This window comes from Pseudomonas allii (genome assembly GCF_055380095.1).
The window spans coordinates 414,933-440,947 of record NZ_AP039450.1 but is presented as its reverse complement, the minus strand read 5'-3'; the positions used below and the strand labels follow the sequence as shown (position 1 = coordinate 440,947).

Annotated in this window: 24 protein-coding genes; 17 read left to right on the top strand and 7 right to left on the bottom strand. The window is 60.9% G+C overall.

Features of this window, described 5'->3' with window-relative positions:
* Nucleotides 1-2 precede the first annotated feature (2 nt).
* The 3 genes from ACZ445_RS02000 to rpmE all read right to left on the bottom strand — a co-directional run bounded on the left by ACZ445_RS02000 (nt 3) and on the right by rpmE (nt 2,507).
* Nucleotides 3-1,271: a malic enzyme-like NAD(P)-binding protein gene (locus tag ACZ445_RS02000; RefSeq protein ID WP_179029686.1), complete on the bottom strand. Its 1,269-nt coding sequence runs from the start codon at nt 1,269-1,271 to the stop codon at nt 3-5.
* A gap of 181 nt (nt 1,272-1,452) precedes the next feature.
* Entirely contained in the window at nt 1,453-2,259 is an 807-nt protein-coding gene (locus ACZ445_RS01995; protein WP_464707955.1) for a thermonuclease family protein, read from the bottom strand.
* 14 nt (nt 2,260-2,273) lie between these two features.
* Complete coding sequence (gene rpmE, locus ACZ445_RS01990) at nt 2,274-2,507, bottom strand: 50S ribosomal protein L31 (protein WP_005784030.1); 234 nt, start codon at nt 2,505-2,507, stop codon at nt 2,274-2,276.
* 215 nt (nt 2,508-2,722) lie between these two features.
* Here rpmE and ACZ445_RS01985 point away from each other — a divergent pair, with 215 nt between their 5' ends.
* The 10 genes from ACZ445_RS01985 (at nt 2,723) to ACZ445_RS01940 (ending at nt 15,523) form a co-directional block, all read left to right on the top strand.
* Nucleotides 2,723-4,942: a primosomal protein N' gene (locus ACZ445_RS01985; protein ID WP_058423671.1), complete on the top strand. Its 2,220-nt coding sequence runs from the start codon at nt 2,723-2,725 to the stop codon at nt 4,940-4,942.
* Between the two features lie 110 nt (nt 4,943-5,052).
* Nucleotides 5,053-6,789: an arginine--tRNA ligase gene (gene argS, locus ACZ445_RS01980; protein WP_310863228.1), complete on the top strand. Its 1,737-nt coding sequence runs from the start codon at nt 5,053-5,055 to the stop codon at nt 6,787-6,789.
* A 1-nt stretch (nt 6,790) separates the two neighbouring features.
* Nucleotides 6,791-7,492 (top strand): SPOR domain-containing protein, encoded by a 702-nt coding sequence (locus tag ACZ445_RS01975; RefSeq protein WP_025858692.1) that lies wholly within the window; start codon nt 6,791-6,793, stop codon nt 7,490-7,492.
* A 258-nt stretch (nt 7,493-7,750) separates the two neighbouring features.
* Entirely contained in the window at nt 7,751-8,281 is a 531-nt protein-coding gene (gene hslV / locus ACZ445_RS01970) for an ATP-dependent protease subunit HslV (protein ID WP_010563201.1), read from the top strand.
* A 37-nt stretch (nt 8,282-8,318) separates the two neighbouring features.
* Complete coding sequence (hslU, locus tag ACZ445_RS01965; RefSeq protein ID WP_058423673.1) at nt 8,319-9,656, top strand: ATP-dependent protease ATPase subunit HslU; 1,338 nt, start codon at nt 8,319-8,321, stop codon at nt 9,654-9,656.
* A 148-nt stretch (nt 9,657-9,804) separates the two neighbouring features.
* The gene (locus ACZ445_RS01960) at nt 9,805-10,182 is read left to right on the top strand and encodes a gamma-butyrobetaine hydroxylase family protein (protein ID WP_464707954.1); all 378 of its coding nucleotides are present in this window, start codon (nt 9,805-9,807) and stop codon (nt 10,180-10,182) included.
* Nucleotides 10,183-10,431: 249 nt separating this feature from the next.
* Nucleotides 10,432-12,111 (top strand): class II poly(R)-hydroxyalkanoic acid synthase, encoded by a 1,680-nt coding sequence (phaC, locus tag ACZ445_RS01955; RefSeq protein ID WP_058423675.1) that lies wholly within the window; start codon nt 10,432-10,434, stop codon nt 12,109-12,111.
* Between the two features lie 146 nt (nt 12,112-12,257).
* The gene (gene phaZ / locus ACZ445_RS01950) at nt 12,258-13,103 is read left to right on the top strand and encodes a poly(3-hydroxyalkanoate) depolymerase (protein ID WP_016979176.1); all 846 of its coding nucleotides are present in this window, start codon (nt 12,258-12,260) and stop codon (nt 13,101-13,103) included.
* Nucleotides 13,104-13,192: 89 nt separating this feature from the next.
* Nucleotides 13,193-14,875: a class II poly(R)-hydroxyalkanoic acid synthase gene (phaC, locus tag ACZ445_RS01945; protein ID WP_058423676.1), complete on the top strand. Its 1,683-nt coding sequence runs from the start codon at nt 13,193-13,195 to the stop codon at nt 14,873-14,875.
* A 27-nt stretch (nt 14,876-14,902) separates the two neighbouring features.
* Nucleotides 14,903-15,523, top strand: a complete 621-nt coding sequence (locus tag ACZ445_RS01940; protein WP_058423677.1) for a TetR/AcrR family transcriptional regulator — start codon at nt 14,903-14,905, stop codon at nt 15,521-15,523.
* A gap of 37 nt (nt 15,524-15,560) precedes the next feature.
* Here the strand turns inward: ACZ445_RS01940 and ACZ445_RS01935 are convergent, their stop codons facing one another.
* Nucleotides 15,561-16,223, bottom strand: a complete 663-nt coding sequence (locus ACZ445_RS01935) for a response regulator transcription factor (RefSeq protein WP_058423678.1) — start codon at nt 16,221-16,223, stop codon at nt 15,561-15,563.
* A gap of 369 nt (nt 16,224-16,592) precedes the next feature.
* Between ACZ445_RS01935 and ACZ445_RS01930 the strand changes: the two genes are divergently transcribed.
* The 7 genes from ACZ445_RS01930 (at nt 16,593) to ACZ445_RS01900 (ending at nt 24,086) form a co-directional block, all read left to right on the top strand.
* Nucleotides 16,593-17,174 (top strand): fimbrial protein, encoded by a 582-nt coding sequence (locus ACZ445_RS01930; protein ID WP_058423679.1) that lies wholly within the window; start codon nt 16,593-16,595, stop codon nt 17,172-17,174.
* 93 nt (nt 17,175-17,267) lie between these two features.
* Nucleotides 17,268-18,044: a fimbrial biogenesis chaperone gene (locus ACZ445_RS01925; protein ID WP_058423680.1), complete on the top strand. Its 777-nt coding sequence runs from the start codon at nt 17,268-17,270 to the stop codon at nt 18,042-18,044.
* Nucleotides 18,045-18,052: 8 nt separating this feature from the next.
* A complete protein-coding gene (locus ACZ445_RS01920; protein ID WP_058423681.1) occupies nt 18,053-18,817 on the top strand; it encodes a fimbrial biogenesis chaperone in 765 nt (254 codons plus the stop codon).
* 146 nt (nt 18,818-18,963) lie between these two features.
* Nucleotides 18,964-21,531 (top strand): fimbria/pilus outer membrane usher protein, encoded by a 2,568-nt coding sequence (locus ACZ445_RS01915; protein ID WP_058423682.1) that lies wholly within the window; start codon nt 18,964-18,966, stop codon nt 21,529-21,531.
* Between the two features lie 62 nt (nt 21,532-21,593).
* Nucleotides 21,594-22,538: a fimbrial protein gene (locus tag ACZ445_RS01910; protein ID WP_058423683.1), complete on the top strand. Its 945-nt coding sequence runs from the start codon at nt 21,594-21,596 to the stop codon at nt 22,536-22,538.
* 66 nt (nt 22,539-22,604) lie between these two features.
* Nucleotides 22,605-23,534: a fimbrial protein gene (locus ACZ445_RS01905; protein ID WP_464704695.1), complete on the top strand. Its 930-nt coding sequence runs from the start codon at nt 22,605-22,607 to the stop codon at nt 23,532-23,534.
* A gap of 18 nt (nt 23,535-23,552) precedes the next feature.
* Nucleotides 23,553-24,086 carry a fimbrial protein gene (locus ACZ445_RS01900; protein WP_058423685.1) on the top strand — a complete coding sequence of 178 codons (534 nt, stop codon included), beginning with the start codon at nt 23,553-23,555 and terminating at the stop codon, nt 24,084-24,086.
* A 68-nt stretch (nt 24,087-24,154) separates the two neighbouring features.
* On the opposite strand, the gene ACZ445_RS01895 is transcribed toward ACZ445_RS01900, so the two are convergent.
* The 3 genes from ACZ445_RS01895 to ACZ445_RS01885 all read right to left on the bottom strand — a co-directional run bounded on the left by ACZ445_RS01895 (nt 24,155) and on the right by ACZ445_RS01885 (nt 25,918).
* A complete protein-coding gene (locus ACZ445_RS01895) occupies nt 24,155-25,102 on the bottom strand; it encodes a phasin family protein (protein WP_464707953.1) in 948 nt (315 codons plus the stop codon).
* Between the two features lie 12 nt (nt 25,103-25,114).
* Nucleotides 25,115-25,537, bottom strand: coding sequence for a phasin family protein (locus tag ACZ445_RS01890; RefSeq protein WP_028615406.1), 423 nt, complete (start codon nt 25,535-25,537; stop codon nt 25,115-25,117).
* Nucleotides 25,538-25,642: 105 nt separating this feature from the next.
* Nucleotides 25,643-25,918 carry a polyhydroxyalkanoic acid system family protein gene (locus tag ACZ445_RS01885; protein WP_464707952.1) on the bottom strand — a complete coding sequence of 92 codons (276 nt, stop codon included), beginning with the start codon at nt 25,916-25,918 and terminating at the stop codon, nt 25,643-25,645.
* Nucleotides 25,919-26,015 lie beyond the last annotated feature (97 nt).

Genomic DNA, 26,015 nt, shown 5'->3' with positions numbered 1-26,015 from the left:
GCTTAGCCGTTGAACACATCATCCACGCTTTGCAGCGGGTAGTGCTTCGGATACGGCAGGGTGGCCACGCCGGTCTCGATGGCGGCTTTGGCCACGGCATCGGAGATCAGGGTGATCAGGCGCTTATCCATTGGTTTCGGGATGATGTACTCACGACCAAATTCCAGCTTGGCGCCACCGTAGGCGTCGCACACGTCCTGAGGCACCGGCAGTTTGGCCAGTTCACGCAGGGCGTTGGCAGCGGCTACTTTCATCTCTTCGTTGATGCGCTTGGCGCGAACGTCCAGGGCACCACGGAAGATGAACGGGAAGCCCAGTACGTTGTTGACCTGGTTCGGGTAGTCCGAACGACCGGTGGCCATGATCACGTCGTTACGGGTGGCGTGCGCCAGTTCCGGCGAGATCTCTGGGTCCGGGTTGGAGCAGGCGAACACGATCGGGTTGGCAGCCATGGACTTGAGGCCTTCGGCGCTCAGCAGGTTCGGGCCGGAGAGGCCGACAAACACGTCTGCACCGTCAAGGGCGTCAGCGAGGGTGCGCTTGTCGGTGGCGTGGGCAAACATCGCCTTGTACTGGTTCAGGTCGGTACGCTCGGACTGGACCACGCCCTTGCTGTCGACCATGAAGATGTTTTCCAGCCTGGCGCCCATGCTCACCAGCAACTTCATGCAGGAGATGGCCGCAGCGCCGGCGCCCAGGCAGACGATCTGCGCGTCAGCCAGGGTCTTGCCAGCAATTTCCAGGGCGTTGATCATGCCGGCAGCAGTTACGATCGCGGTGCCGTGCTGGTCATCGTGGAATACCGGAATGTCGCACTGTTCGATCAGGGCCTTTTCGATCTCGAAGCACTCAGGTGCCTTGATGTCTTCCAGGTTGATGCCACCGAAGGTGATGGAAATGCGCTTGACCGTGTCGATGAAAGCCTGCGGGCTTTCGGAGTCGACTTCGATGTCGAAAACGTCGATGCCGGCAAAGCGCTTGAACAGCACGCCCTTGCCTTCCATGACTGGCTTGGAGGCCAATGGACCGAGGTTGCCCAGGCCGAGAATCGCGGTGCCATCGGAAATCACTGCAACCAGGTTGCCTTTGCCGGTGTACTTGTACGCCAGTTCGGGGTCGCGGGCGATTTCACGTACGGGCTCGGCAACACCAGGGCTGTAGGCCAGCGACAGGTCGCGGGCGGTGGCAGTGGCCTTGGTGAGCTCTACACTCAGCTTTCCTGGACGAGGATGGGCATGATATTCGAGAGCGGCAGTTTTCAAATCAGACATATCGGCATTCCGCTTTTACTGTTGGTCGACGGACCGCCGAGGATACGCGTGTCGCAAAGTCCCTACAAGACTGGGTAGTCACAGGTGTCAAGGCCCCAAAGCGCCGTACTTTGGTCTAAGGCCACGGGATACAAGGGCTTAACTGTTCACAATCGAATAAAAAAATGTCTACAATTTTTTATTAATCAGTCGATTTGAGCATGCTGGGGTCGGTCAGCGGCAGCAACCAACGTGCCTGGCCGTTTTCCTGGCCACCCCGCTTGGATCGATCCTGCACCCAGCCACGGGCTTCGATTGTCCTGCCTGGCAGACCACTGAGCAATGCGGAGTCGAACTGGCGAGTGAGTTCGGGTGCAATGCGTAATACCAGTGAGCCCTGCAATTCGATCCAGATTCCGCCGCGATTGCGTTCGATCTTGCTCACTCGGCCGCTCACCAACGCGAAGCCGGACTGCTTGAGTTGTGCCACGCTTAGCACGGGTGATTTGCGCCACAGGCCCAATCGCGCCTGACGGGCGCTGTTTTCAGCTGCCTGCTGACAGGTGACCAGATCGACGTTGGGCGCGACGCCCACTTGGAACCCCAGACCTTCGGCCAGCAGTTGCGCCTCAAGGTTCTCGCCATCAGCGCCGTAAAGGTGGGCCAAGGTACGGCCGTAACGGTCCTTGCTCTCGCGCCCCAACACCAAGCCAACCCGGCCGCCACTGGCCTCAACCAACGCCTGCAAACGCTGGCGGGCCGCAACGGCATAGGGCTCGTCGGAGCGGCCTTGCTTGCCGGTTTCAGGCGCATTGAGGCCGATCATCCGCACACTGCGGCCATCCTTGAGGCGCACTGTGTCGCCATCCACCACACGCTGCACATCCACCCGGGCCAGGGCGGCCGGCGCGGGGCAAGACACGTCGGCCTGTGCGACTGAAAGCCAAATCCCAGGCACAAAAAAGGCGCCCACAAGGGACGCCTTTTTCAACAGCTGGCAAAAGCCCATAAGGCTTTTGAGCCTTACTCTGCTGGAGTAGCAGCAGGCTTCTTGCCGAAAGCACCAAAGCGATCTGCGAAGCGCTGTACACGGCCGCCGGTGTCCAGAGTTTTCTGCTTACCGGTGTAGAACGGGTGGCACTCGTTGCATACGTCAGTACCCAGTGGCTTGCACAGGTTCGAACGGGTTTCGAACTTGTTGCCGCAGCTGCAGGTGACTTCGATGGTTTCGTACGCTGGATGGATATCGGCTTTCATGGCACTTCCTCGGGCTAGCGTGCCGCCACTCGACACTATTGTCGAATACCGCACGTAATTAGGCCGCGGATTCTACCAGACCTTTTCAATCACGCAAGCTGCACATCTGGCTGAAAACCTCCTTTCATCAGAAAACCGTGGCATACCCAAGCCCTCCCCTGTCTGCTAGGCTCCCGCCCCTGCGCCACCGCCTGCCTTTATATGAGACTCCCCGCGTGCCCGACGCCATTCTGCGCCTAGCCCTGCCCTCGCCCCTGCGCCGCCTGTTCGATTACCGGGCGCCGGCCGGTGTACTGCGTGCGCAGTTGCAACCGGGGATGCGTGTGCGCGTGCCGTTCGGGCGGCGTGAGATGATCGGCATTCTGGTGGAAGTCACCGATCACAGCGAAGTGCCGGCCGAAAAACTCAAGCCCGCGCTGGCCATCCTCGACGCCACCCCTCCGCTGCCACCCGCGCTGTTCAAGCTGTGCCTGTGGACCGCCCAGTATTATCAGCACAGCCTGGGCGACACCTTGAGCTGGGCGTTGCCGGTGCTGCTACGCCAGGGTGAAATGGCCGAAGCGCGCCAGGAACGCTTCTGGTCGATGGTGCCCGGCGCGCGCCTCGACGACCCGCGTATCGCCCGCGCCCCGCGCCAGCGCGAGGCCCTGGCCACGCTGGCACAGCATCCCCATGGCGTGGCGCATCAGCTGCTGAGCAAGCTGATGCTGAGCAAAGACAGCCTCGACCTGCTGCTCGCCAAAGGCCTGGTGCAGGTGGAAATCCGCAAGCACGCCCCCGACGCCCGCCACGAACACTGGCTGGCCCAGCCGGAATTGCCGCTGAACCCCGAGCAACGCGCCGCCTACGAAGCGATTCGCGCAGGCTTCGACAGCTTCCACGCGTTCCTGCTGGCCGGCGTCACGGGCAGCGGCAAGACCGAAGTCTATTTGCAGTTGATCCGCGAGACCCTGCAAGCCGGCAAACAGGCGCTGGTGCTGATCCCCGAGATCAACCTGGGCCCGCAGACCCTGGCGCGCTTCGAGCAACGCTTCAATGCGCGCATCGCGTTGGTGCACTCGGCGGTCAACGACCGCGAGCGCCTTGAGTCGTGGCTGGCAGCGCGGGATGGCGAGGCCGACATTATTATCGGCACCCGTTCAGCGCTGTTCACCCCGATGAAAAACCCCGGGCTGATCATCATCGACGAGGAACACGACGGCTCTTATAAACAGCAGGAAGGCCTGCGCTACCACGCCCGCGACCTGGCCCTGGTGCGCGCTCGCCAGGAAGACATCCCGATTGTGCTGGGCTCGGCCACGCCGTCCCTGGAAAGCCTGCACAACGCCTACACCGGTCGTTACGGCCTCCTACGCCTCAACGAGCGGGCGGGCGGCGCCAAGCAACCACGTTTCCTACGCCTGGATGTCAAAAGCCGCCCGCTGGACAGCGGCATTTCCGGGCCGATGCAACAAGCCATCGGCCAGACCCTCGCCGCTGGCCAACAGGTGCTGGTGTTCCTCAATCGCCGGGGGTTTGCGCCGACACTGCTGTGCCATGACTGCGGCTGGATGTCCGAGTGCGAACGCTGCGACGCGCGCATGACCGTGCACCAGCGCCACGGCGAACTGCGCTGCCACCACTGCGGCCATGTGGAGCGGGTGCCGCGCCATTGCCCGCAGTGCGGCAAAGTCGACCTGCGACCGGTAGGCGCAGGCACCGAGCGCGCCGAAGAGCGCCTGGGCATCCTGTTCCCGGATTACCCGGTGCTGCGGGTCGACCGTGACAGCACATCGCGCAAAGACGCGATGAACCAGCTGTTTGCCACCATCCAGAAAGGCCAGCCGTGCATCCTCATCGGCACGCAGATGCTTGCCAAGGGACATCACTTTCCACGGGTGACCCTGGTGTCGATCCTCGATGCGGACGGCGGGCTGTTCTCCGGGGATTTCCGCGCCAGCGAGCGCATGGCGCAGTTGATCGTACAGGTCGCGGGCCGTGCGGGCCGTGCCGAGGAGCCTGGCCGGGTGATTATCCAGACGCACCTGGCCGACCATCCGCTGCTGATCCAGCTCACCGAGCAAGGCTACTTCGCCTTCGCCGAACAGGCCCTGAGTGAACGTCGCGCCGCCGGCCTGCCGCCGTTTTCCCACCTTGCATTACTGCGCGCCGAGGCGCACAAACCAGGGCAGGCCGAGAGTTTCCTGGATGAAGCGTGCAGCGCCGCCGAACGTTTGCTGGGCGAACTGGGTCTGAGCGGCATCGAACTGCTCGGCCCGGTGCCTGCGCCCATGGAGCGCCGCGCCGGGCGTTATCGAGCTCAGCTACTCTTGCAGGCAACCTCCCGTGCCCCCCTGCATCGGCTATTAAGTAGCTGGTTGCTTGCCCTGGAGCAAATGCCCAGCGGCCGGCAAGTGCGATGGTCGTTGGACGTAGACCCGGTAGATTTGTATTAACCCTGGCCACAGGTCCCGCGAAGGTTGGCAAGCCCGCCCTCGCCACGGATAATGCCCAGTTTTTCCACCTGCGCATCGCGCGCCGCCGCTTGCGGTCGAAAGAGAACACCATGAAAGACACCATTCGCCAGCTGATCCAACAAGCCCTCACCCAACTCGTCAACGAAGGTGTGTTGCCTGAAGGCCTGTCGCCGGCGATCCAGGTGGAAAACACCCGCGACAAGACCCACGGTGACTTCGCCAGCAACATTGCGATGATGCTGTCCAAGCCGGCCGGCATGAAACCGCGCGACCTGGCGGAAAAAATCATCGCCGCGCTGCCGGCCGACGAAAGCGTCACCAAGGCCGAAATCGCCGGCCCCGGTTTTATCAACTTCTTCCAGAATACCCAGGCCCTGGCTTCGCGCCTGGATGCCGCCCTGGCCGACGCCAGGATCGGCGTGCGCAAGGCCGGCCCACTGCAGCGCGTGGTCATCGACCTGTCGGCACCGAACCTGGCCAAAGAGATGCACGTGGGCCACCTGCGCTCCACCATCATCGGCGACGGCGTGGCACGGGTGCTGGAGTTCCTCGGCGACACCGTGGTCCGCCAGAACCACGTGGGCGACTGGGGCACCCAGTTCGGCATGCTGATGGCTTACCTGCAGGAGAACCCGATCACCAGCAACGAGCTGTCGGACCTGGAAAACTTCTACCGCGCCGCCAAGAAGCGCTTCGACGAATCCGAAGAGTTCGCCGACCGCGCCCGTGGCCTGGTGGTCAAACTGCAAGCCGGTGACGAGGAATGCCTGGCGCTGTGGAACCGTTTCCGTGAGATCTCGCTGTCGCACTGCCAGGAAATCTACGAGTTGCTCAACGTCAAGCTGAGCATGGCCGACGTGATGGGCGAAAGCGCCTACAACGACGACCTGATCAACGTGGTCAACGACCTCAAGGCCAAGGGCCTGCTGGTGGAGAGCAACGGCGCGCAATGCGTGTTCCTCGAAGAATTCAAGACCGCCGATGGCGAGCCGCTGCCGGTGATCATCGTCAAGGCCGATGGCGGCTACCTGTATGCCACCACCGACCTGGCGGCCGTGCGCTATCGCAGCGGCGTGCTCAAGGCGGACCGTGCGCTGTATTTCGTCGACCAGCGCCAGGCCCTGCACTTCCAACAAGTCTTCGAAGTGGCGCGTCGCGCAGGTTTTGTCACCCACCCGATGCACATGGAGCACATGGGCTTCGGCACCATGAACGGCGCCGATGGCCGTCCGTTCAAGACCCGTGACGGCGGCACCGTGAAGCTGATCGACCTGCTGACCGAAGCCCAGGAACGTGCCTACAACCTGGTGAAGGAAAAGAACCCGGAGCTGGCCGAAACCGACCTGCGCAACATCGCCCGCGTGGTGGGCATTGGCGCGGTGAAATACGCCGACCTGTCCAAGCACCGCACCAGCGACTACAGCTTCAACTTCGAGCTGATGCTCAACTTCGAAGGCAACACCGCACCGTACCTGCTGTACGCCTACACCCGTGTGGCCGGCGTGTTCCGCAAGCTGGGCAAGGACTTCAGCGAAGTTGAAGGGCACATCGTGCTGGACGCCCCGCACGAGCAGGAACTGGCTGCCAAGCTGGCGCAATTCGGCGAAGTGCTGAACAGCGTCGGCGAGAAAGGTACGCCGCACATCCTGTGCACCTACCTGTATGAAGTCGCCGGCCTGTTCTCCAGCTTCTATGAGAACTGCCCGATCCTGACCGCCGACGACGAAGCCCAGAAGCAAAGCCGCCTGCGCCTCGCCGCCCTGGCCGGACGGACCCTCAAGCAAGGCCTGGAACTGTTGGGCCTGGAAACACTGGAGCGTATGTAAGTTGGCTGCCAAGAAAAAACCTGCACCCAAGCGCGGCGCCAGCCGCTACCAGGCCCCGGCGAAGAAGCCGATCCCGGGCTGGTTGTGGATGGCGATCGGCCTCACCGTCGGCGCGTTTATCGTATTCCTGATGAAACTGGATCCGGGCAAGGGCGATGACGTCAAACGGGTCAAGCAGGAGCAGCAGAAGGCCACAAAAATGGCCGAAGCCAACAAAACTGCGCCGAGCCCGACTGCCCCGGTGAAGCCGAAGTACGACTTCTACACGCTGTTGCCGGAATCGGAAGTGATCGTGCCGCCGGACGCCGTGCCGGAGAAAACCCTGCCGACGCCGCAAGTGCCGACCACCCCGGTCACCCCGGCGGAAGCCGCTAAAATCGACACAGCGCGTGCCCAGGCCGCATTGGCCGGGATCACCCCGCCGCCAGCACCGCCGGTGGCCGAGACCAAGGCCGCGCCGGTAACCAAGTTCTTCCTGCAAGCGGGCTCGTTCCCCAAACAGGCGGATGCGGATCGCGTGCGGGCACAGATCATTTTGCTGGGCCAGTCGGTGACGGTGGAGTCCGGCACGGTGAAGGATGCGACCTGGTATCGCGTACTGGTGGGTCCGTTCAGCAACCGTGAACAACTGACTGTGGCGCAGAAGCAACTGGCTGGCGCGGGCTTTAGCAACCTGTTGTTACAACAACGCCAGAGCCGCTGATTCAAGCTCAACACCGATCAGAATGTGGGAGGGGGCTTGCCCCCGATAGCAGTAGATCAGTCAACATTTTCGGTGACTGACACACTGCAATCGGGGGCAAGCCCCCTCCCACATTTGGTTTTGCAGCGCTCTGGAATGTGTGTCAGACCATTGAGCGCCACTCGTCCGCCATAACCCCCTATGGTTGAAATCCCCCCCGCCACCCCCATATGAGTTTCCATCAGGGCATTTTCGCCCCGCTGCGTGGAGACTCTCCCCTTGACCACCATCGTTTCAGTACGTCGCCACGGCAAAGTCGTCATGGGCGGCGACGGCCAGGTTTCCCTGGGCAATACCGTGATGAAAGGCAACGCCAAGAAAGTGCGTCGCCTGTACCACGGCCAGGTTCTCGCGGGCTTTGCCGGCGCCACCGCCGACGCCTTCACCCTGTTCGAACGTTTCGAAGGCCAGCTGGAGAAACACCAGGGCCACCTCGTGCGCGCCGCCGTCGAACTCGCCAAAGAATGGCGCACCGACCGTTCCCTCAGCCGCCTGGAAGCCATGCTGGCCGTCGCCAACAAAGACGCATCCTTGATCATTACCGGTAACGGCGATGTGGTTGAGCCCGAACATGGCCTGATCGCCATGGGTTCCGGCGGTGGCTATGCCCAGGCGGCCGCCAGCGCACTGTTGAAGAAAACCGACCTGTCGGCCCGCGAAATCGTCGAGACCGCCCTGGGTATCGCCGGCGATATCTGCGTGTTCACCAACCACAACTTCACCATTGAGGAGCAGGACCTCGCCGAGTAAGCCGTAGGCTTATTCCCGCTTGAGGCCGCCAAACATTATGTCCATGACTCCCCGCGAAATCGTCCATGAACTCAACCGCCATATCATCGGCCAGGACGATGCCAAGCGCGCCGTAGCCATCGCGCTGCGCAACCGCTGGCGCCGGATGCAACTGCCCGAAGAATTGCGCGTTGAAGTGACGCCCAAGAACATTCTGATGATCGGTCCTACAGGCGTCGGTAAAACCGAGATCGCCCGTCGCCTGGCCAAGCTGGCCAACGCGCCGTTCATCAAGGTCGAAGCCACCAAGTTCACCGAAGTGGGCTATGTGGGCCGTGACGTCGAGTCGATCATTCGTGACTTGGCCGACGCTGCCTTGAAGATGCTGCGCGAACAGGAAATGACCAAGGTCAGCCATCGCGCCGAAGACGCCGCCGAAGAGCGCATCCTCGACGCCCTGCTGCCACCGGCACGCATGGGCTTCAATGAAGACGCCGCACCGGCCTCGGATTCCAACACCCGCCAGCTGTTCCGCAAGCGCCTGCGTGAGGGCCAGTTGGACGACAAGGAAATCGAGATCGAAGTCGCCGAAGTCTCCGGTGTCGACATCTCTGCCCCGCCTGGCATGGAAGAAATGACCAGCCAATTGCAGAACCTGTTCGCCAACATGGGCAAAGGCAAGAAGAAAAGCCGCAAGCTCAAGGTGAAGGAAGCGCTGAAGCTGGTGCGCGATGAAGAAGCCGGGCGCCTGGTGAATGAGGAAGAACTCAAGGCCAAGGCCCTGGAGGCGGTCGAGCAGCATGGCATCGTGTTTATCGACGAGATCGACAAGGTGGCCAAGCGCGGCAACTCCGGCGGCGTTGATGTGTCCCGTGAAGGCGTCCAGCGCGACCTGCTGCCGCTGATCGAAGGCTGCACCGTGAACACCAAGCTGGGCATGGTCAAGACTGACCACATCCTGTTTATCGCTTCCGGTGCGTTCCACCTGAGCAAGCCAAGCGACCTGGTGCCGGAGCTGCAAGGCCGCCTGCCGATTCGCGTGGAGCTCAAGGCGCTGACCCCTGGCGACTTCGAACGCATCCTCAGCGAGCCGCACGCCTCGCTCACCGAGCAGTACCGTGAACTGCTGAAAACCGAAGGTCTGGGCATCGAGTTCCAGCCAGACGGCATCAAGCGCCTGGCGGAGATCGCCTGGCAGGTCAACGAGAAGACCGAGAATATCGGTGCCCGTCGCCTGCACACCTTGCTGGAGCGTTTGCTGGAGGAAGTGTCCTTCAGTGCCGGCGACCTGGCCGGTGCGCAGAATGGCGAAGTGATCAAGATCGACGTTGATTACGTCAACAGCCACCTGGGTGAGTTGGCGCAGAACGAAGACTTGTCGCGCTATATTCTGTAAGCCTCACACAGAATCGCTTCGCTTCAATGTGGGAGGGGGCTTGCCCCCGATAGCAGTAGATCAGTCAACACTTTCGGCGACTGACACACTGCTATCGGGGGCAAGCCCCCTCCCACATTTTGAAGCCGGTTTCTTCAGGATTATCGCCATGACCAAACTTCCTACTGCTGTAAACCTGCACAAAACCTCCAACACCCTCGGCCTCACCTACGGGCCCGACGAGGTGTACCAGCTCCCTGCCGAACTGCTGCGCACCCACTCGCCTTCCGCCGAGGTCCAGGGCCACGGTAAGCCGATCCTGCAATTCGGCAAGCTCAACGTGAAGCTGATCAAGATCGAACCGGCCGGCCAGTACGCACTGAAATTGACCTTTGACGACGGGCATGACAGCGGACTGTTCACCTGGGACTACCTCTACCAGTTGGCCGTGCGTCAGGACGCGCTGTGGGCCGACTATCTTGCTGAACTCAAAGCCGCTGGCAAAACCCGCGACCCGAGCGAGTCGGTCGTACGGCTGATGCTCTAGCTCAGGCGTCTTGCTCTTTAGAGCGCATTTTCTAATTTCATCTGCTTGAATGCCCTGTCGCGTGGCCAACGATTGGCCCGCTTGCGAAAAAAATTAAACTCGGGTAACCAATGGAACTGGCAAGGTCCCTGCATTTGACGATGCGGTATCAACGGTCACCCGAGTCGCAGTACCAGGCTTGTGTTGTGTATCGAAACTGGGTGCGCAGCGGTCCCCGGTACTCGTCTTTCGGACAATGGAGCGTCGTAGATGAGTAACAAGAACAACGATGACTTGAAACGCCAGGCCTCGGAAAACACTCTGGGGCTCAACCCGATCATCGCGTTACGTAAAAAGGATTTACTCGCCTCGGCGAAGATGGTGCTGACCCAAGCCATCAAGCAACCGTTGCACAGCGTCAAGCACGTCGCCCATTTTGGCGTCGAGCTCAAGAATGTGATGTTCGGCAAATCCGCGCTGGTGCCGGAAAACGATGACCGCCGTTTCAGCGACCCGGCCTGGAGCCAGAACCCGCTCTACAAGCGCTACCTGCAAACCTACCTGGCGTGGCGCAAGGAGCTGCACGACTGGATCGGCGACAGCAACCTGTCGGAACAGGACATCAGCCGCGGCCACTTCGTGATCAACCTGATGACCGAAGCCATGGCGCCTACCAACAGCGCGGCCAACCCGGCGGCGGTCAAACGTTTCTTTGAAACCGGCGGCAAGAGCCTGCTCGACGGCCTGTCCCACCTGGCCAAGGACATGGTGCACAACGGCGGCATGCCCAGCCAGGTCAACATGGGCGCCTTTGAAGTGGGCAAGACCCTGGGCACCACCGAAGGCGCGGTGGTGTTTCGCAATGACGTGCTGGAGTTGATCCAGTACAAGCCGATCACCGAACAGGTGCACGAACGCCCGCTGCTGGTGGTGCCGCCACAGATCAACAAATTCTATGTATTCGACCTGAGCCCGGAGAAGAGCCTGGCGCGCTTTTGCCTGCGCAATGGCCAGCAGACGTTCATCGTCAGCTGGCGCAACCCGACCAAGGCCCAGCGCGAGTGGGGCCTGTCGACCTATATCGAAGCGCTGAAAGAAGCCGTCGATGTGGTCACCGCGATCACCGGCAGCAAAGACGTGAATATGCTCGGCGCCTGCTCCGGCGGCATCACCTGCACCGCCCTCTTGGGGCACTACGCGGCGCTGGGGGAGAAGAAGGTCAACGCCCTGACCCTGCTGGTGAGCGTGCTGGACACCACGCTGGACACCCAGGTGGCGCTGTTCGTCGACGAGCAGACCCTGGAGGCGGCCAAGCGCCATTCCTACCAGGCCGGCGTGCTCGAAGGCCGCGACATGGCCAAGGTGTTCGCCTGGATGCGCCCCAACGACCTGATCTGGAACTACTGGGTGAACAACTACCTGCTGGGCAACGAGCCGCCGGTGTTCGACATCCTGTTCTGGAACAACGACACCACGCGCTTGCCGGCGGCGTTCCATGGCGACCTGATCGAGCTGTTCAAGAACAACCCACTGGTACGCGCCAACGCCCTGGAAGTGTGCGGCACGCCCATCGACCTCAAGCAGGTCACCGCCGATATCTATTCACTGGCCGGCACCAACGACCACATCACGCCGTGGCAGTCCTGCTACAAGTCGGCGCAGCTGTTTGGTGGCAAGGTCGAGTTCGTGCTGTCGAGCAGCGGGCATATCCAGAGCATCCTCAACCCGCCGGGCAACCCCAAGGCGCGCTACCAGACCAGCGACGGCCTGGCGGGCAAGCCGCTTGAGTGGCAGGAGAATGCGACCAAGCATACGGATTCGTGGTGGCTGCATTGGCAGGCATGGCAGGCGGAGCGAGCGGGCAAGTTGAAGAAGGCTCCGACGAGTTTGGGTAACAAAACCTACGCCGCAGCAGAGGCCGCGCCAGGCACCTACGTACACGAACGCTAAATTGAAATGCATTCAAATGTGGGAGGGGGCTTGCCCCCGATGGCTGACTGTCCGTTGATACAACTGTAACTGCCACACCGCTATCGGGGGCAAGCCCCCTCCCACATTGACCGCATTCCGGCTGTAACACTTCACAGGGTTTGAGCATGCCGCAACCGTTCATCTTCCGTACCATCGACCTGGATGGCCAGACCATCCGCACGGCGGTACGCCCGGGCAAGCCTCACTTGACGCCGTTGCTGATCTTCAATGGCATCGGCGCCAACCTTGAGTTGGTGTTTCCGTTCGTCCAGGCACTGGACCCGGACCTGGAAGTGATCGCCTTCGATGTGCCCGGCGTGGGCGGTTCGTCGACGCCCAATCGGCCGTACCGTTTTCCCGGTTTGGCCAAACTCACCGCGCGCATGCTCGACTACCTGGACTATGGCCAGGTGAATGCGGTGGGCGTGTCCTGGGGTGGCGCGTTGGCGCAGCAGTTTGCCTATGACTACCCGGAGCGGTGCAAGAAGTTGATCCTCGCAGCCACGGCGGCGGGTGCGGTGATGGTGCCGGGCAAGCCGAAGGTGCTGTGGCTGATGGCCAGCCCGCGCCGCTACATCCAGCCGTCCCACGTGGTGCGCATCGCGCCGATGATCTACGGTGGCTCGTTCCGCCGCGATTCGAAACTGGCTGCCGAACACGCCAGCAAAGTGCGCTCGGCCGGCAAGCTTGGCTACTACTGGCAACTGTTCGCCGGGTTGGGCTGGACCAGCATCCACTGGCTGCACAAGATCCGTCAGCCCACCCTGGTGCTGGCGGGGGACGACGACCCGCTGATCCCGCTGATCAACATGCGCATGCTCGCCTGGCGTATTCCCAATGCACAGCTGCACATCATCGATGACGGCCACCTGTTCCTGATCACCCGGGCCGAAGCCGTGGCGCCGATCATCATGAAGTTTCTTGAAGAGGAGCGCATGCGCGCGGTGATTCATCCGCGACCGGCCGTGTAAGGACCACACCGCCGCGCAACTTGCCAGGAACCGACTATGGTTCTGAATTGGCGTGCCTGTTTGATGGCTTGACGAAGGAGTGTTGGCTCATGCGAGAAAGACCCGTGACGAACCCGGCGCCCACACCCGCCGCGTTCATCAACGCGCAAAATGCGATCACCGGCCTGCGCGGCCGGGATTTGCTGTCGACGCTGCGCAGCGTGGCGGCCCATGGCTTGCGCAACCCGGTGCATACCGTTCGGCATGCCTGGGCGCTGAGCGGGCAACTGGGCCGCGTGCTGCTCGGTGAAACCGTGCACGAACCCAACCCCAACGACAGCCGCTTCAACGATCCCACCTGGAAGCTAAACCCCCTGTACCGGCGCAGCCTGCAGGCTTATTTGAGCTGGCAGAAGCAGACACGCCACTGGATCGATGACAGTACCCTCAGCGCCGATGACCGGGCCCGCGCGCATTTTGCCTTCTCGTTGCTCAACGATGCGGTCTCGCCATCCAACACCCTGCTCAACCCGTTGGCGATCAAGGAGCTGCTCAACTCCGGCGGCAACAGCGTGGTGCGCGGGGTGACCAACCTGTTCGAGGACCTGCTGCACAACAATGGCCTGCCGCGCCAAGTCAGCAAGCACGCCTTCGAAGTGGGCAGGACGGTCGCCACCACCCCCGGCTCGGTGGTGTTTCGCAATGAGCTGCTGGAGCTGATCCAGTACAAGCCCATGAGCGAAAAACAGTATGCCAAGCCGCTGCTGGTCGTGCCGCCGCAGATCAACAAGTACTACATCTTCGACCTGAGCCCGGCCAACAGCTTTGTGCAATACGCCCTGAAAAACGGCCTGCAGACCTTCATGGTCAGCTGGCGCAACCCGGATGTGCGGCATCGCGAATGGGGCCTCTCCACCTACGTCGCCGCGCTGGAGGAAGCACTCAACGTCTGCCGCGCGATCAGCGGCGCGCGCGAGGTCAACCTGATGGGCGCCTGCGCCGGCGGCCTGACCATCGCCGCGCTGCAAGGCCACCTGCAGGCCAAGCGTCAATTGCGCCGCATCTCCAGCGCAAGCTACCTGGTGAGCCTGCTGGACAGCCAGATCGACAGCCCCGCCACCCTGTTCGCCGACGAGCAGACCCTGGAAGCCGCCAAGCGCCGCTCCTACCAGCAAGGCGTGCTCGACGGCCGCGACATGGCCAAAGTGTTCGCCTGGATGCGCCCCAATGACCTGATCTGGAACTACTGGATCAACAATTACCTGCTGGGCAAGGAACCGCCGGCCTTCGACATCCTGTACTGGAACAATGACAACACGCGCCTGCCCGCCGCCCTGCACGGCGACCTGCTGGACTTCTTCAAGCACAACCCGCTGAGCCATCCCGGCGGCCTGGAAGTCTGTGGCACGCCCATCGATCTGCAGAAGGTCACGGTGGACAGTTTCAGCGTGGCCGGCATCAACGACCACATCACGCCGTGGGATGCGGTGTACCGCTCCACCCAGTTACTGGGCGGTGAGCGGCGCTTCGTGCTGTCCAACAGCGGGCACATCCAAAGCATTCTCAACCCGCCGGGCAACCCCAAGGCCAACTACGTCGAGAACCTCAAGCTGAGCAGCGACCCACGCGCCTGGTACTACGATGCCGACCATATCGAAGGCAGCTGGTGGCCGCGGTGGCTGGAGTGGATCCAGCAGCGTTCCGGCGTGCAACGCGAAACCCTCACCGCCCTGGGCAACCAGAATTACCCACCGATGGAAGCGGCACCGGGCACTTATGTGCGCGTGCGCTGAGCTCAACGATCACATTAAGAAGACTGGATGAAGACCCGCGACCGTATCCTTGAATGTGCCCTGCAGTTGTTCAACCAGAAGGGCGAACCCAACGTGTCGACCATGGAGGTGGCCAATGAAATGGGGATCAGCCCCGGCAACCTCTACTACCACTTCCATGGCAAGGAGCCCTTGGTGCTGGGGCTGTTCGAGCGCTTCCAGAATGAGCTGACGCCCTTGCTCGACCCACCGGCAGACGCGCAACTGGAACCACAGGATTACTGGCTGTTCCTGCACCTGATCGTCGAGCGCATGGCGCATTACCGGTTCCTGTTCCAAGACCTGTCAAACCTGGCAGGACGCCTGCCGAAATTGGCCAAGGGCATCCGCAACCTGCTCACGGCGCTCAAGCGCACACTGGCATCCCTGCTTGCGCGATTGAAGGCCGCCGGCCAGTTGGCCAGCGATACCCAGGCACTGGGGCAACTGGTGGAACAGATCACCATGACCTTGCTGTTCTCCCTGGATTACCAGCGCATTCTCGACCGGGAAGGCGAAGTACGAGTGGCGGTCTACCAAGTCATGATGCTGGTCGCGCCGCACTTGTTGTCGCCGGCGCGACAGGCCATTGAACAATTAGCGCTACATTACCTGGATAATGCGAATTAACTTTCGAGCGCAAGACAACTTTCTTACAGCCCTTTCACTATTCAAGCACACCAAACTGCTGAGTGAACTTGAAAAGTTCACTGTCAGTCTTGATACCCAACTTTCGATAGGCCGATTGCTTCTGCGTGCTGATCGTACTCGCGCTGCGCGAAAACTTCGCCGCAATTGAACTCACGGACATCCCATCCAGAAAACAGCGCAGTACTTCTTGCTCCTTGGGTGTGAGACAGGTGTTCAACCGTAATGAACTTGACGATTCCATTTTCGACTTCATGCTCCCCATCTCGGAAACCGGCTGCATGCCCTGGATGGCCGACAGCATACAAGGCTGCAAGTAGATACGGCCTCGGGCGACCGTTCGGATAGCCGTGATTAATTCCGTCAGTTTCTGGGTCTTGCCCAGGACCCCCCAACTTCCCGCCTTCAACGCCAATGAAACGGTCGCCGGAGTGTAATGCGAGGACACGACAATCGGCCTGCACTGCCCGAAACGTCGGCTCAGCGTCTGGATCAAGCCAAGGCCATCCAGGTCGGAAGGGCCCAGGATGAAGTCCATCACCACCACATCCGCAGGCCGCAGCGCCAGGGCCTCCAGCAATTCCTTACCCGTCCCGAAGGAGCCGATCACCTCAAGGTCCGCCTCATTGCCCAGCCCCAGCTCGATTCCCTGTCGAACCATCTCATGATCATCAAGCAACATGACGGTGTGCACATTGGATGTAGAAGTAGGCATCAAGAAACCCGCTCAAGTGATTACCGCCCATTACGAAAATTCTCTCTTTAGTTCGAGCACGGTATATCCCAGCCACACGTAGGTATCAACACGCAACAATAATAAGTCCTTTTCTTTCAGTTGCTTCCTACATCCCACTCTTACAAAAAAAGTAAATACAACTACTTTGAATCAATCAGGAGTTTTTCGAATAATCACGAGGTAAATCTAGAGACTTCTCTATAGGCAACATGCTCTTTCCACGACACATTATGTGCTCCGCCACTTGGATAAAACCCGGTGCAGTGATCGCTGCCTGTGGCGGATCAAAAAGATAATTCACGAAGTGGGAATACTATGAAATTCAACACGCTCTCTACCCTTGCGGCAGCTATTGCCTTGGCCGCTGCTGTATCGCAAACCGCACACGCTGCCAATGACGGCACCATCAATTTCACTGGATTAGTGAACGATGTGACCTGCACGGTTGAAGGTTCGGCACCGGGCACCGGGGCAGTGGTCAAGGACGTCAACCTAGGTGGCGTTTCGGCAGCACGCCTGGCCAGGCCGGGTGATCGTGCAAACCTGACCGGTTTCACCATTCGCATTGGTGCTCCAGGTGAAGGCAGTTGCACCAACGGCCGCACCGCCATGGTTGCGTTCGACCCCACCAGCCCCGCCATTGACGTGGCGACCGGTCGCTTGAACATCGACGGCTACGATGACCCGAGCGACACCGCCAACGCCAAGAACGTCCAGGTTGAAGTGACCAACCGCGATGGCACGCCAATCCACGTGTACACCGAGAAATCGGAAGGCGTGGTGATCGCCGACAACCAGGCAGTGATTCCACTGGCCGCGCAAATGTACGCCACCGCTCCCGCCACAGAGGGCACGGTCAAGACTCGCGTTGGCTTCATGGTCGTGTACGCCGATTAAGGGACCAATGGGCCTGCGCCAGCAGGCCTCGCATGAAACGGGCCTGCCGCAGTCAGGCAGGTCCATCCCCCCGATTCGAAGAGTTGCGACACTATGAAAAAAATGGCTCGCCTTGCGCTTGCCACCTGTGCCGTTGGGTTGTTGTCGCTCAAAGCGATGCCCGCCCATGCAGGGGTGATTATTTATGGGACCCGCGTGATCTTCCCGGCCGAACATCAAGAGGTCGTCGTGCGGCTGGAGAACAGAGGGGACCGACCCGCCCTGGTGCAAGCCTGGCTGGATACGGGTGACATCCGCTCAACACCCGCGACCGCACAAACACCGTTCACGCTGTCACCACCGATCTTTCGCATTGAGCCTCATCAACAGCAGGCGTTGCGCTTGCGCTACTCCGGCGAGCCCGCCCCCGACGATCGGGAAAGCCTGTACTGGCTGAACGTGTTGGAGGTGCCACCGGTAACAGCGGGCGCCGAGCAAAACAACCAGATCGAGTTGGCGTTTCGGACCCGCTTGCGTGTGTTCCTGCGCCCTCAATCGTTGCCCTACCCGGTGGCCAGCGCCCCTTCGAAACTGCAATGGCGGCTGGTGCCTCACGATAACGGCTACGCACTGCAAGCGACCAACCCGACGCCTTACCATATTTCGCTGACATCGGTTGACCTGCTGAGCCAAGGCAAACGGTTCAGCAAAGCCGCGAACAAGGACCCCAATGACGGTCTGTTGATGCCGTCCGGCGATGTGAAACTGTTTGCGCTGCCGCAGTTGCGCGATCGCCCCAGCGACACGCCCAAAGTCGAATTCACCAGCGTCAGCGACTTCGGCGCCCGCGTTCGCCACTCGGCGAGCCTTAGCCCTTCAACCGTGAGATGAGCACCGCCATGAACGTCATGTCTCTCACACACCTGCCCAGGTTCATCGCAGTCGCCTTCGCGCTGTTCGGCACTGCCGACGCACACGCGAGTGTTGTCATCGGCAGCACCCGCATTGTCTACCCGCAGAACGACAAAGAAGTCACGGTTAGGCTTGAAAGCAAGAATCAGGCGCCGGTGCTGATCCAGGCCTGGCTGGACAATGGCGACGAGTACTCGACGCCGGATCTGGCGGGCGTACCCTTCGTGACCACACCGCCGATCTTCCGCATGGAGCCCGGCAAACAGCAGGTCGTACGCCTGGCGTATACGGGCGAGGCCCTGCCGTCGAAACAGGAAAGCCTGTTCTGGTTCAACGTGCTGGAGGTGCCTTCCCAGGCCCAAGGCGGCCCGCAGGACAATCAGTTGCAGCTGGCTTTTCGCTCGCGGATCAAGCTGTTTTTCCGTCCGCCGAATCTGCCTTATAGCGTGGAAGAGGCGCCAGGCAAACTGCAGTGGCGACGCGAATCCACCGAGCAGGGCCAGGTCCTCGAAGTCTATAACCCCACCCCGTATCACGTGACGTTCGACCAGGTCGATGTGCTGGAGGCACAGCAACGCCATGCCCGCAAGGCTGTGGCGTCCGGCACGGACAACATGGTGGTACCAGGGGGGCGCAACCGCTTTGAGCTGCCCAGCCTCAAGTCACCGCCGGGCCCTTCGCAAACCGTGGAGTTCCAGACGCTCGACGACTTTGGGGTAGCCATCCCTCACCGCGCCAAGCTCGCCAAATGACGGCCTGAATACGCCAGCGGCGACCTCCGTCCAGCCGCTGGCAACGCTATCCACTTCGTTACACACGTTCGGTTGATGCCCCTTTTTTTGGGCAGGGGTTCCCTTTGCCCGAATTCGGACAGTCCTTATTTTTGAGAATGGTAAACATGAGTTCCAACACGCCTGCCAGCGTAAGCGCCGGATCCCTGTCACGTCGTCAATCGATGCTCATGGCGCGCTGCCTGTTGCTGCTCAGTAGCGCCAATGCCATGGCCGTCTACGGTGCCGAGAATGTCGAGTTCAACCCCGCTTTCTTTCCGGATCGTGCTGGCGACCAGCAGGTCGATATTTCAAAGTTCAGCCGCGGCAACATTGTACTGCCTGGCACTTACCGCACCGATGTCTACCTCAATGGCCAGTGGATCGGGCGTGAAACCCTGGTTTTCGTCGCCGTTGAAGGGCAGGACTCGGCGCAGATGTGCCTTGAGCGCGATGCGCTGGTCCGGTTTGGCATCGACCTGGACGCGCCGAAGAATCAACCCACCGAGGCCGGCCAGGCCCCTGCACCGGAGTTTTCCCGCTGCGATGACATCGCGACCTACCTGCCCGGCAGCAGCAGCCAGTTCGACTCGGGCGAGAACCGCCTGGAACTGCAGGTGCCGCAGATCTACCTGCTGCGCCAGGCGCGGGGGTATGTCGACCCCAAGCACTGGGACAGCGGCGTCGATGCCGCCTTCGTGCGCTACAACGCCAACTCCTTCGCGACACAGACCAATGGCCGCACCATCGACTCCCACTACCTGGGCTTGAACACCGGCCTCAACCTGGGTGAATGGCACTGGCGGCACAACGGCAGCTTCAGCCGCAACGATAGCAGTGCCGGCTATCAAAGCAGCAGCACCTACGTGCAGCGTGAATTGGCCCCGCTGCGATCTCAATTGGTGGCGGGTGAGATATTTACCTCGGGCGAACTGTTCGACAGCGTACGCATACGGGGCGCCAGCCTGTTCAGCGATGACCGGATGCTGCCGGACTCCCAGACCGGTTTCGCCCCCGTTGTACGTGGCATCGCCGAAACCAACGCCCGGGTAACCGTGCGCCAGCGGGGTGTGCTGCTCGATGAAGTGTCCGTGGCCCCCGGCCCGTTTGTTCTCAACGACCTGTTTGCCACGGGCTATGGCGGTGACCTGACCGTCACGATTACCGAGGCCGATGGCCGCAAGCGTGAGTTCATTGTTCCCTTTGCCGCCAACGCCAACCTGTTGCGCGCGGGCTACAGCCGCTACTCATTGAGTGTCGGCAAGCTGGATGAGGTCGGGCTGCGCTACCCGCCGACCCTGATGCAAGCCACTTACCAGCACGGCCTCAGCAACCTGCTGACCGGCTACACCGGCCTGGTGATGGGCGAAGACTATCAATCGCAGTTGCTGGGTGCGGCCTTCAACACCCCGTTCGGTGCACTGTCGCTTGACCTGACCAACTCCTCCGCGAAGCTTCCGGGTCACGACTCCCGTGGCGGGCGAAGTGTGCAGTTGCGCTACAGCAAGAACTTCACCGACACCGGCACCCACTTTGCCCTCGGCGCCTACCGCTATTCCACGGAGGGCTTCCTGAGCGTGGCCGACGCCGCACGGGTGCGCGACCTCGCCATCGACGACCGCAGCCTGGACAACGTTTCACGCCTGCGCGACCGGATGGACATCAGCCTCAACCAGAGCCTGGGCAACGGCTCGGTGTACCTGACCGGCTCCTCACAGAACTACTGGAACCGCAGGAGCGGCAACCTGACGTTCACCACGGGCTACACCGGCAGCTGGAACGGCATGCACTACACCCTCAGCGCCCAACGCACCAAAGACTTGCTGAGTGACCGCGTCGACAAGCAAATCGAGCTGAGCCTGAGCTTCCCGTTGGGCAGCAGCCCTCGCTCGCCAACCCTGACCACCACGGCGTATCGCGGCAATCGAAGCAGCGGCGAGCGCGCCAACCTCGGTGGCAGCCTGGGCGAACGCAACGAATTCACCTACGGAGTGGGAGGCAGCCATACCCAGGGCGGTGGCAGCTCCGCCAGTGCCGACATCAAGTACCAAGCCAGTCAGGGGGTGCTGTCCGCCAGTTATGGGCAAAGCAACACCTACCGTACAGCGTCCCTCGGCATGACCGGCGGTGTTGTCGCCCACGCAGGCGGCGTGACCTTCGCCCCGGAACTGGGCGACACCATAGGCCTGGTCCAGGCCCCCGATGCACAGGGCGCACGCATCAACGGCAACCACAGTGCCCAGGTCGGTACAAGCGGGTACGCCGTGGTGCCCCACCTCACGCCTTACCGCCAGAACGTCGTCGAACTGGACCCCAAGGACCTGTCCGTCGATGTCGAGCTCAAGACGGCCGCGCAAAACGTCGCGCCTCGCGCAGGTTCGGTGGTGAAGCTGCAATTCGAGACCGTCAGCGGCCAGGCGATCCTGATCACCGCACGGCGTGAGGATGGCAGCCCGCTACCGTTCGGTTCGGATGTGTTTGATGAAAGCGGCGCCAGCGTCGGCGTGGTCGGCCAGGGCGGCAAAGCCTTTGTGCGGGTTGCACATGATCAAGGGGCGTTGACCGTCAAGTGGGGCCCCAATGCCAATGCCGCCTGCCAACTGAGCTACCGCCTGGAGAAGGAGCCTGGGGCCGAGGGTGGCAAGCGCCTGCGCCAACTGGATGTTGGCCTCTGCAGAGCCGGTACAGACGGTTGATCGAGGGCGAGGGGCGCGTCGCTCCTCGCCCTTAAACACCCTTTCTCATGACGGGACTGAAGATGAAACACTCCATCACATTCATTTCGATACTGCTAGCCATGGGCATGCCGATTGCCGCCCATGCGGCGTGCGATCGGTACCCCAACATGCAACACAGCGTGACCTTCCCCAACACCATCCCGGTACCGGAGAACCTTGGCGTAGGCAAACTGATCACCAGCCAAACATTCGCAGGGCCGTATCCGACGTTCTACATGTGGTGCCCTACCGCGACACCGACGTTTCTTACCGGGCGATTTACGTCAGCCCAGTCGGCGCCGGGCGGGCTGATCTACCACACCAATGTTCCCGGTATCGGCATGCGCGTCATGGTCACGCTGACTTCCGGTGCGCCCTACTCCGCGAAACTCAAGACTGAAAGCCTCGTATCGGCCCCCGGAAGAATTCTCTGGGGGGCGACAAGGCTGGTGGCGGAGTTCTACAAGTTAGGCCCGGTCACCACCGGCACCCTGCCCAGCGGCGAGATCCAACACAACAATTGGGATGGCGGCAAGGGCCATTACCGGATGGTGCTCAACAACTCCATCCGCTTCGTGAACCCGGCCTCCACCTGCGACCTGGCTGCAGGCGACGTCAACCGCACCATCCCACTGCCGACCGTGCAAGTGAGCGCGTTCAACAATGCCAACAGCGCAGGTGCGAGCAACTTCGAGCTGACGGCCACGTGCAGCAATGCGTCCAGCGTCACGTTCCGCTTTACGGGGGCTCCCGCCCCTGGGAACACCTCGCTCTTCAGCAACACCGGCACTGCCGGCGGTGTCGCCCTGTGGCTGTACTCGCGCACCAGTGGAGCAAACCAGACCATCAGTAACAACGGTACGCGTACGGTCGCCGTCTCCGGCAACCGTGCGGTCTTGCCGTTGGGCGCGGCCTATCACAAGAACGGCGCGGTTCGCCAAGGCACGCTCGCCAGCACCACCACCGTCAACATCACCTACAACTGACTGCGCAGACAGGCCGCACCGCCTCCGAAGAGAGCGGGCCTCTATGTCATGGGGAAACCGAGGAAAATGAAATCAAAAAGAAAAGTTGTTTCGCTAATGCTGTTGATTGGGACGCCAATCACCGCCCAAGCGAGTTGCCCCAAGTATCAGAACGACACATTAACCCTCAATCTGCCGGCGACCATCCCTGTACCTGACAGCCTGCCAGTCAACGGCGTCATCATCCGCCAGGCATTCACCGGTGCAGCGCCCGGCTGGAACACCTTCTGCGTACTGGCCACCCGCTGGGTGAACGGGCGCTACCCCAATAATCATAACCAGGGTCTTTACCCCACCGAAGTTCCAGGCGTTGGCGTGGCCGTTCGGATGACAACCTACAGCGGCGCCAACTCACTCTTTACACTTCATAATCTGCCTCGGGAAATCGTTAACGGGCCGGTCTCCAGCTTCACCTCTGCAGAAGCGACCTTCTACAAGATCGGTCCCGTCAACAGCGGGACAGTGCCCCCTGGGTCCTTCTTCGAACAGAAATGGCTTAAATCCTCAAACACGTTCCGCTTGCAACTGGGCAGCGCCGTACGTTTCGTCAGGCCTGCCGCCACCTGCGACCTGGCGACAGGCGACGTCAACCGCACCATCCCATTGCCGACCGTGCGAGTAAGCGCGTTCAACAACGCTAACAGCGCAGGTGCGAGCAACTTCGAGCTGACGGCCACGTGCAGCAATGCGTCCAGCGTCACCTTCCGCTTTACCGGGGCTCCCGCCCCTGGCAACACCTCGCTCTTCAGCAATACCGGCACTGCTGGCGGTATTGCCCTGTGGCTGTACTCGCGCACCAGTGGGGCAAACCAGACCATCAGCAACAACGGCACACGCACCGTCGCTGTTTCGGGTAATCGTGCGGTCTTGCCCCTGGGCGCGGCCTATTACAAAAACGGCACGGTTCGCCAAGGCACGCTCGCCAGCACCACCACCGTCAACATCACCTACAACTGACCCCAAAAGGACCCCCTGATGAAGATCCAAACCTTGCCTATCCTGCTGGCAATCACCGCAAGCCTGGCCACCCATGCGGTGCAGGCCGCTACCACCGGAACACTGAGATTCACCGGACAGGTCAATGCGGGTACGTGCAACCTGGCGGCTGGTGATGTGAGTCGCAGCATCGTATTGCCGACCATCAAGATTTCAGACTTTGACAACATCACCTACGCCGGCGAGCGTCAGTTTGACGTTACCGCCGACTGTGAGTCCGATATCCGCAACGTGCACTTCCTGTTCACAGGCACCCCTTCGGGTGGAAACGCCGGGTTGTTTGCCAACACGGGCACATCGAAGGGCACGGGCTTATGGCTGGTGCATCGCACGCCTTCCGCGGTGACCATCCCGGCCAACGGCACCCCTGCCCAACGTACCCGTACGGTGCCAACCAGCAACCGGAAAGCCGTGCTGCCAATGTCTGGCTACTACGCTGTCAGCCACACTACTCCGGATGTCACTCAAGGGACGCTGGTCACCAACGTGACGGTGTCGATTACCTACAACTGACGCTCTGAGACTCAGGCAAAAAAATGCCCGACCTTCGCAGGCCGGGCATTTTTGTGTGTCCCGGAAAATCAGGACTGACTGGATGGCGTCGGTGTGGCCGGCGTTGCAGTCGGGGTAGCAGGTGCTGGCGTTGGCGCGGACACCGAGTTGGCTGTCGAGGCGACTGGCGCTGTTGCAGGCTTTGCTGCTGGTTTCTTCGCGACCGCAGGCTTCTTCGCGGCGGCAGGTTTGGCCGCAGGTTTGGCAGCGGGTTTGACTGCTGGTTTTGCAGCGGCTGGCTTGGCGGCGGGTTTCGCAGCAGCCGGCTTGGCAGCAGGCTTGGCGGCTGCGGTTTTAGCGGCTGGTTTGGCAGCCGGTTTGGCCACGGCCTTGGCGGCTGGTTTTGCAGCAGGTTTAGCGGCCGGCTTGGCAGCGGCCTTGGCGGCCACTGGTTTAGCGGCAGGCTTGGCGGCCGGTTTTGCGGCGGCGGTCTGGGCGGCTGGTTTGGCAGCGACTTTAGCCGCAGGCTTTGCAGCCGGCTTGGCGGCGGTTTTTACCACAGGCTTGGCCGCAGGTTTCGCAGCGGGTTTGGCCGCAGCAGTTTTAGCAGCCGGTTTTGCAGCGGCAGTTTTCACTGGAGCCACTTTAGCGCCCGTCAGCTTTTCAATTTGCTTGGTCAGGGTATCGACCTTGCTGTGCAGCGTTTTCAGTTCAGCTTTGCTCGGCACGCCCAGTCGCGAAACGGCACTGGCGAGGCGCTTGTCGAAAGTCTGTTCCAACTTCTCCCAAGTGTCAGCAATGCTGGATTTGGCGGAGCCGGCAGTTGCCTTGGCCGCTTCAACTTTCTTTCCAACCGTGGTTTTGGTCAACTTCTCGGCCTTCTCGCCGTCCTTGACCAAAGTCTCGAAGTATTTACCGCCGTCACTGCTAACCTTCGAGTACACGCCTAAACCAGCAAGCCAGATCTTACGGGAATATTTTTCAACTTCCCCGACCCACGAGCTGCCTTCTTTCTGAGTAGTCTTTTTAACAGCCATCCCGATGTCTCCTTAGTGTTTACGCGCGACACGTTCTAGCAATGTCGTCAGCTCTTCGAGCTTAGCAGAGAGTGTCTCAACGTCATGTTTAGACGCAATGCCGATTCGATTCAAGGCACTGGCAACGCGAGTATCAAAAGCTTTTTCAACTTTATCCAGCTGAACTTCTACCAGACCTTTGACCGCGGAGACATTACTCTTTACTTGGTCAATCTGACTGTTGGCGGCTTCAAGTTGTTCAACTGCAACTTTTTTGCCTTTGCTTTCAACATGTTGACCAGTTTTAACCAGCTCTTTGAAGTACTCGCCACCCTCGCTTCCGACCTTGGCGTAAGCACCCAGGCCCGCCAACCAAATCTTGCGGGCATAGGACTTAACCTCGCTCAGGGTGGTGGTCTGGGCGTCGATTTTTTTCTTCAGGATAACTTTGGCCATGGTGCACCTCACGCAGAATAGGGGGGAGGAACGGCCCACAGGAGTTGAGGGCTTGGGCACAAAGTAGGCGGGAAAATTAGAATCGGCACCCTAAGAACAATGGGATCACGCCAATGCCTTGTCCAACGCCTTTTCAATTTCAGACTTGATGGTGCCACTCATGGCCGACATCAACAGGCCCAGCGCCACATCAATACGCAGCGAATCTTGGGCCACTACCACAGTGCCTTTAACCCCCGAACGCTTGAGGTTCAAGGTATCACCGGCCCACGACGGCTCCAGGCCGTATTGCTCCTTGAGTTTGTGCGCCAACTTGTCGGCCTTTGCCCGCGCGCCCTCTTTACCCAGGGAATGTGCACGCTCAACAGTTATACGGGCCATTGCAATGACTCCTCTTTATAGGGACTTGGATACCTTCGATGCGGCAAAAGGTCTCGCTGACCGCCCATCTTACCTTCAGCCTTGCCAAGACAAAGCA

Excerpts from the sequence above, each read along its gene's own strand:
- phaZ (WP_016979176.1), top strand. The coding sequence starts at position 12,258 with ATGCCGCAACCGTTCATCTTCCGTACCATCGACCTGGATGGCCAGACC.
- ACZ445_RS01895 (WP_464707953.1), bottom strand. The coding sequence starts at position 25,102 with ATGGCTGTTAAAAAGACTACTCAGAAAGAAGGCAGCTCGTGGGTCGGG.
- ACZ445_RS01885 (WP_464707952.1), bottom strand. The coding sequence starts at position 25,918 with ATGGCCCGTATAACTGTTGAGCGTGCACATTCCCTGGGTAAAGAGGGC.
- ACZ445_RS01935 (WP_058423678.1), bottom strand. The coding sequence starts at position 16,223 with ATGTTGCTTGATGATCATGAGATGGTTCGACAGGGAATCGAGCTGGGG.
- ACZ445_RS01890 (WP_028615406.1), bottom strand. The coding sequence starts at position 25,537 with ATGGCCAAAGTTATCCTGAAGAAAAAAATCGACGCCCAGACCACCACC.
- ACZ445_RS01900 (WP_058423685.1), top strand. The coding sequence starts at position 23,553 with ATGAAGATCCAAACCTTGCCTATCCTGCTGGCAATCACCGCAAGCCTG.
- phaC (WP_058423676.1), top strand. The coding sequence starts at position 13,193 with ATGCGAGAAAGACCCGTGACGAACCCGGCGCCCACACCCGCCGCGTTC.
- argS (WP_310863228.1), top strand. The coding sequence starts at position 5,053 with ATGAAAGACACCATTCGCCAGCTGATCCAACAAGCCCTCACCCAACTC.
- ACZ445_RS01930 (WP_058423679.1), top strand. The coding sequence starts at position 16,593 with ATGAAATTCAACACGCTCTCTACCCTTGCGGCAGCTATTGCCTTGGCC.
- ACZ445_RS02000 (WP_179029686.1), bottom strand. The coding sequence starts at position 1,271 with ATGTCTGATTTGAAAACTGCCGCTCTCGAATATCATGCCCATCCTCGT.
- hslU (WP_058423673.1), top strand. The coding sequence starts at position 8,319 with ATGTCCATGACTCCCCGCGAAATCGTCCATGAACTCAACCGCCATATC.
- rpmE (WP_005784030.1), bottom strand. The coding sequence starts at position 2,507 with ATGAAAGCCGATATCCATCCAGCGTACGAAACCATCGAAGTCACCTGC.
- ACZ445_RS01925 (WP_058423680.1), top strand. The coding sequence starts at position 17,268 with ATGAAAAAAATGGCTCGCCTTGCGCTTGCCACCTGTGCCGTTGGGTTG.
- ACZ445_RS01995 (WP_464707955.1), bottom strand. The coding sequence starts at position 2,259 with ATGGGCTTTTGCCAGCTGTTGAAAAAGGCGTCCCTTGTGGGCGCCTTT.
- phaC (WP_058423675.1), top strand. The coding sequence starts at position 10,432 with ATGAGTAACAAGAACAACGATGACTTGAAACGCCAGGCCTCGGAAAAC.
- ACZ445_RS01960 (WP_464707954.1), top strand. The coding sequence starts at position 9,805 with ATGACCAAACTTCCTACTGCTGTAAACCTGCACAAAACCTCCAACACC.
- ACZ445_RS01905 (WP_464704695.1), top strand. The coding sequence starts at position 22,605 with ATGAAATCAAAAAGAAAAGTTGTTTCGCTAATGCTGTTGATTGGGACG.
- ACZ445_RS01940 (WP_058423677.1), top strand. The coding sequence starts at position 14,903 with ATGAAGACCCGCGACCGTATCCTTGAATGTGCCCTGCAGTTGTTCAAC.
- ACZ445_RS01915 (WP_058423682.1), top strand. The coding sequence starts at position 18,964 with ATGAGTTCCAACACGCCTGCCAGCGTAAGCGCCGGATCCCTGTCACGT.
- ACZ445_RS01920 (WP_058423681.1), top strand. The coding sequence starts at position 18,053 with ATGAACGTCATGTCTCTCACACACCTGCCCAGGTTCATCGCAGTCGCC.
- ACZ445_RS01910 (WP_058423683.1), top strand. The coding sequence starts at position 21,594 with ATGAAACACTCCATCACATTCATTTCGATACTGCTAGCCATGGGCATG.